Annotated in this window: 6 protein-coding genes; all 6 read right to left on the reverse strand. The window is 74.2% G+C overall.

What is annotated here, in order from left to right:
* Positions 1-36: 36 nt before the first annotated feature.
* Positions 37-1,029, reverse strand: a complete 993-nt coding sequence (locus tag VGI02_RS08125) for a DUF222 domain-containing protein (protein WP_331626797.1) — start codon at positions 1,027-1,029, stop codon at positions 37-39.
* Positions 939-1,367 carry a hypothetical protein gene (locus VGI02_RS08130; RefSeq protein ID WP_331626798.1) on the reverse strand — a complete coding sequence of 143 codons (429 nt, stop codon included), beginning with the start codon at positions 1,365-1,367 and terminating at the stop codon, positions 939-941. Before VGI02_RS08130 ends, VGI02_RS08125 begins: the two co-directional genes overlap by 91 nt.
* A 53-nt stretch (positions 1,368-1,420) precedes the next feature.
* Entirely contained in the window at positions 1,421-2,332 is a 912-nt protein-coding gene (locus tag VGI02_RS08135) for a pseudouridine-5'-phosphate glycosidase (RefSeq protein ID WP_331626799.1), read from the reverse strand.
* A gap of 61 nt (positions 2,333-2,393) precedes the next feature.
* Positions 2,394-2,912: a UGSC family (seleno)protein gene (locus VGI02_RS08140; RefSeq protein WP_331626801.1), complete on the reverse strand. Its 519-nt coding sequence runs from the start codon at positions 2,910-2,912 to the stop codon at positions 2,394-2,396.
* Positions 2,909-4,333 carry a thioredoxin family protein gene (locus VGI02_RS08145; protein WP_331626802.1) on the reverse strand — a complete coding sequence of 475 codons (1,425 nt, stop codon included), beginning with the start codon at positions 4,331-4,333 and terminating at the stop codon, positions 2,909-2,911. The genes VGI02_RS08140 and VGI02_RS08145 overlap by 4 nt, the downstream gene beginning before the upstream one ends.
* Positions 4,334-4,376: 43 nt before the next feature.
* The coding region (locus VGI02_RS08150) for an aminotransferase (RefSeq protein WP_331626803.1) at positions 4,377-5,444 on the reverse strand (1,068 nt) is incomplete at its 5' end.

The raw sequence follows: 5,444 nt of genomic DNA on the forward strand, positions 1-5,444 counted from the left end.
CGGTCGTGATCACCATGCGTCGGGCTGGAGTTCGCGTCACGGTCCGGCTCGGCTGGTGTAGGTGTGTCCGGTCGGGGTGGTGGTGCGGACGGTGTGGGGTTGGTCGCCGAGTCCGTCGTGGACGGTGTGGATCTGCCAGCCGGGCATTTCGCGGACGAAGTTCCCGCGGGCGCACACCCCGCGCCCCCTATCGGCGTGCTCCCCTTGCCGCTGGTCGGACCGCCGGCGCGGGCTCTGCGGATGTTGGTCGTGGGTCAGGGGAGCACGCGGATAGGGGATCGGGGCGTCGCAGTAGGGGTCGCGGCAGCGGCCGTGGTCGCGGAGGTCGATCAGGTGGGCGAGGAACCCGTCGAAGAACCGTCGCTTCGGGTCGCCGCCGACGAGGGTGCCGGTGGTGGGGTGGGTGAACAGCCGCCGCCACCACCGCTTCCCGTGGGTGCTGGCGAGGAGGTCGCGGGCGATGCCGGCGGGGAGCGGTCCGTGGCCGACCAGCTCCCCGGTGGTGTGCGTGTTGTCGGGGTCGAGCAGGGCGTCGAGGGGGAGCAGGATCCCGACCTCGACGTCCACATCCTCGGCCTGGGCTTTTCCGGTGACGCGTTCGCCGAGGGTGTCGGCCATGATCTGGTCGCGGGTGCGGTCGTCGCCGGTCGCGATGACGCTGTCGGTGTGGCTGCGCAGCGCGGCCAGACACGCCACGCCCTGCTCGACCGGGAGTAGTCCCGACAGCACGCTCATGGTGTCCGGCGCGGGGCGAAGGGTGACCCGGCGGTCGCCGCGGGCGGTGCGGCCGCGGGCGGTGAACCCGGCCGGGTCGGCCTCGCAGGCCAGCCTCTTCACCGTCGCCCCGGCTTCGCGCTGGCCCTGCTGGTCGAGCCCGGCGTCGGCGACCTTCTTGTCGACCAGGCGACGCTGCTCGGGGTCGAGGTGGCTGGTCAGCGTCACGGCCTTCTCGGCGAGCTGTTCGCTGATCCGCCCGGTCGCGAGCAGTGCCCGGGTCGCGGGGAGGTCGGTGGCCAGGGCGCGGGCCACCCCGAGCCGGCGGGACCCGGTGAACGGTGAGACGTGGGCGGCGACGCGATCTGGTCGGCGATGCCCTGCCCGAGCTTGCGCGGGTCGAGCGTGCCGCCGGTGATCTGTTCGGTGTGCGCGGCGACCTGGGAGCGCCCGAACGCGACCATCTCGGTGTGCTGGGCCGCGGCCAGGGCGGCTCGCATCCGCTCCAGCACCGCGATCCGGTCGATCCGCGCCGCGTCCGGCACCGCGGTGTGCTCGGTGGGGGCGTCGGCGAGTTCGGTGAGGCGGGTGAGCAGCGCGGTCAGCTCGGCGCTGACCGCGTCGCCCACCTCGACCTCACCGTTCGAACCCATGTTCGACACGTTAGCGCGACCCCCGACACTGTGACGGTGCGCGGGCGGGTCGGTCACCGGGCGGCGAGCGCGGTGGCCACCTCCCCGCCGAGGGCCACGTTGCCCCGATAGACCGCGACGTTGACCTCGAGGCTGCGCCCGGCGGTCGTCCGCCGGATCCGGTCGAGGAGATACGGCGTGGTGGCCTGGCCGGTGATGCCGTCCACCCCCGCGCCGTCGAGTGCCTCGTCGAGGACCCGGCGGTGCTCCTCGACGTCGAGCTGGGCGTCGGCGGCGACCGGGTTGGCCAGCAGCACCGCAGCCGGCAGGCCGAGGGCGTCGCGGGCCGCCGCGACCGCCGCCGCCTCGGTCGCCGACTCCACCCGGGCGGGCACCGGGAACCCCGAGTCGCGCACGTAGAAGCCGGGGAAGGTGTCGGTGCGGTAGCCCAGCACCGTGACGTTGAGGGTCTCGAGACGTTCCAGGGTCGCGCCGACGTCGAGGATCGACTTCACTCCGGCGGAGACCACGAGGATCGGGATCCCGGACAGCGCGACGAGGTCGGCGGACTCGTCGAACGTGGTCGAGGCCCCGCGGTGCACCCCGCCCAGCCCGCCCGTGGAGAACACCGCGATGCCGGCGCGGTGGGCGAGCAGGGCGGTGGCGGCGACCGTCGTCCCGCCGTGGCCGTTCCGGGCGAGCGCCACCGGGAGGTCGCGGACGCTGACCTTCGCGACGTCGTCGCCGATGCTCAGGCGCTCCAGCTGCGCCGTCGACAGCCCCACCGTGGGGCACCCGTCGACCATTCCGACGGTGGCGGGCACGACCCCCGCGGACCGCAGCGAGGCCTCGGCGTCCAGGGCCACCTCGAGGTTCCGCGGGCGCGGCAGACCGTGGGTCAGGATCGTCGACTCGAGGGCGACCACGGGCCGGCCGTCCGCCACCGCGGCACTGACCTCCTCGGAGACGACGACGGCGGGGTTCACGGGGTTCCTCCGATCGCCGGGGACCCCCGGGGTCGTCGCGGCGCCCGACGGGCCGGTGCGGTCACCCGGACGCGGTGACCGCTGCGAGTACCGCGTCCAGCGCGTCGTCGGCGAGCGTGGCCATCTCCTCGTCGGTGCGGTCCTGGATCGGGTGCGGCACGAATACCGCAGGCACCGACGCGTAGCCGAGGGCCCGGGCCTGGGCATCGGCCGCTGTCACGAACTCGGTGGAGGCGAGCATCGTCGCCACCACGCCCCGGGACTCCAGGGCAGCGAAGTCGTGCACACTGCACGACGTGCACGAGCCTCAATCGGCGAGGGCCTCGATGACCACGTCGCACTCGGCGGTGATCTCGCGGCGCAGGTCGGCGGGCATCGGCTTGGCGAACGTGGGCTTGGAGTAGCGCCGCACGGCCACCCCGCGCCCGGCGAGGAGTGCTTCGAGCCGGGTCAGGAACACGTCGCCGCGAGCCTTGGAGATGTCGAGCAGGCCCACTCGCAGGCCCTCCAGTGAGGCGGGCCGGACGATCGCTTCACGGTGAGCGGGCGTGCTCTCGTCGGTGGGGTCCAGCACGATCATGGTCCGACCTCCTTGGTCACGGGAATGCTGCCTGCCGGGCCGCCCACCCAGCCGCCGATGACGGAGGAGAACATCCCCGCTCGGCCGCCGGCATGCACGATCATCAGGCCGCCCGGCCGGAACTTGGGCGCGGGCCCGGACAGGATTCCGGGGGGCACGCCCTCCTCGATGCCTCCGGCGCCGCGCTCGATCTCTGCGGGGTCGAGCCGGAGCACCTCGCCCAGTGCTTCCTCCAGGTCGGCCCGGGACCACCCGGCCTCGGCGAACACCCGGGCGTGCTCCGGGCAGACGACGAGGGTGGCGTCGAAGCCACGCGGGAGCTTCGGATGGGCGACGGTCCGCAGTCCGGCGGCCAGCGAGCGGGCGAGCGATCCCGGGGCGCGGGAGATCTGGTCGGCGACTCCGCGCGGACCCTCGGCCGCGAACACCGTGACGGCCGAGACACCCGCCGCGATGCCGCGGGACTGCGCGAGCGGCTCCCACGGGGACCCGGCCTCGTCCTCGGCGAAGCAGAAGCCCACCTTGCCCGGGTGCCCGAGGGTGGCGCGGTCGACCTCGCCCGGCCGGCCGCCGCCGACGTTGCGGATCACCAGCTGCAACGCCCGGCCGATCGTGGCGTTGGCCCGGTTGCCCTGGCCGAGGGCGTTGCCGCCTGCGTTCATGCCGATCTCGGCGGCGATCGGCCCGTTGACGATGATCGCGGGGGCCGCGCCCCAGGTCGTGGCCAGCAGACCGTGGGCGTTGAACTCCTCCTCGCACGCCGCCTGGACCGCGGCGAGGACCACCGGAAGGTACTCGGGGCGGCACCCGGCGAGCACGGCGTTGACGGCGACCTTCTCGACCGTCGCGGGCGCGAGGTTCGGCGGTACCAGAGCGACCACCTCGTCGGGCTCTCGCGCGGTGCCGCCGAGCATCCGCAGCACCCGGGGGCGGGTCGGCGGGACCACCGGGAGACCGTCGGACCAGCCCCGGTCGTGGAGCGCCTCGACCTCGTCCTCCAACGCGGTGACGTCGACTGCCCGTGAGCTCAGCGAGGCGCCGCGCGAGCGCACCAGCAGTTCGTCGGCGAACTCCGGGTCGGTGGTGCGGGAACCGCAGCCGGGCCGGTACCCGGGCAGGCCCTCACCGAGCCCGGTCACGCCGCCGAGGGCCTCCCAGTTCTCTCGCGACCAGCCGACCGTGCGCTCGCTCTCGATGCCGCCGGAGAACCGGATGAGGGTCGGGACCGTGTCGATCGCCAGCGCCAGGCTGACGTCGAGCGCGGTGTCGTCGCGGACATCGCCGGAGGCAGGAAAATCGGGGTCGTCCTGGCTGAACACGACCACGCCCGGCAGCTCCGCGAGCACCGGCTCCACGAGGCGGCACGTCGGGCAGTCGCGCTTGACGACGGCGACGACGCCGTCGGACGGGAGCTGCGGCACCGGGCCAGGGTAGAAGGTGGGCGCCCCGGATGCCCGCGGCCGTTCAGCGCCGGTCTCCGAACGCGGTGAGCCGTCCGACGAGGTCGTCGAGGGCGTCGGGATCCAGGTTGCCGACGCTCACCCGCATCGCGCCGTCGTCGCCCGCCTGGAAGTCCGTCCCGGGGAGGACCAGGACGTCCTGCTCGGCGAGGAGGGCGTCGACGATCTCGGGAGTCGGCCGGGGGAAGGGATGGCGTACCCAGGCGAAGAACCCACCGCAGGTGAGCAGCTCGAACCCACCCGGCCGCCGTGCGAGCGCGACGGTGAACGCCGACCGCCGTCCGGCGACCTCGGCCGCGCGATCCGTCCGCCAGTCGCGGGCCCTGGACAGCCCGGCCCATGCGGCCTCCTGGCCGATCCGCGGTGCCCCGATGGCGACGCAGTCGAGCAGCTTCATCACCTCCCGGAGCAGCTCCTGGGCCCCGACCACCGCCCCGACGCGGTATCCCGGCAGCGCGAGGTCCTTCGAGAAGCTGTGGAGGCTGACGACGGTGTCCGACCAGTCCGGGTCGGCGAACAGCGTGTGCGCCGGGCCCGGCTCCGCGCGGAACGACCGGTAGGTCTCGTCGAGCACCAGCGCGATGTCGTGCCGACGCGCGAGGTCGGCGAACGCGGCGATCTCGGCCGGCGGGACGGTGACTCCCGACGGGTTGCCCGGGGTCACGAGCGAGATCGCGCGGGTCCGGTCGGTGATGAGGGGCTCGGCGGCGGCGGCCCGCGGGACGAGGTCGGCGTCGGGCTCGAGCGACACCGGGACCACGCCGTGCATCCGCATCCACATGTCGTGGTTGAAGTACGCGGGGCGGGGGACGACGACCTCGTCGCCCGGCAGCGTGAGGGCGCAGGCGACGAGGCAGAACGCCTGGTTGCACCCCGCCGTCACGACGATGTCGTCGGCGCCGACCATGCCGCCGTAGTCCCCGCGCAGGTTCTCGGCGAACGCCTCGCGCAGGGTCGGCAGCCCCGCCTGGGCGGCGTAGGCGGCCCCGCGGGGATCGTGCGCGACCGCGACGACGTGGTCGACGACCTCGGGCGCCGGCGGGTAGGCCGGTGCGGCCTGGGCGAGATCGAG

It is taken from the genome of Actinomycetospora sp. (assembly GCF_036497245.1).
GTDB lineage: Bacteria > Actinomycetota > Actinomycetes > Mycobacteriales > Pseudonocardiaceae > Actinomycetospora.

What these genes read in the sequence shown, in the direction of transcription:
- VGI02_RS08130 (WP_331626798.1), bottom strand. Translation starts at nt 1,367, where the DNA reads ATGGGTTCGAACGGTGAGGTCGAGGTGGGCGACGCGGTCAGCGCCGAG.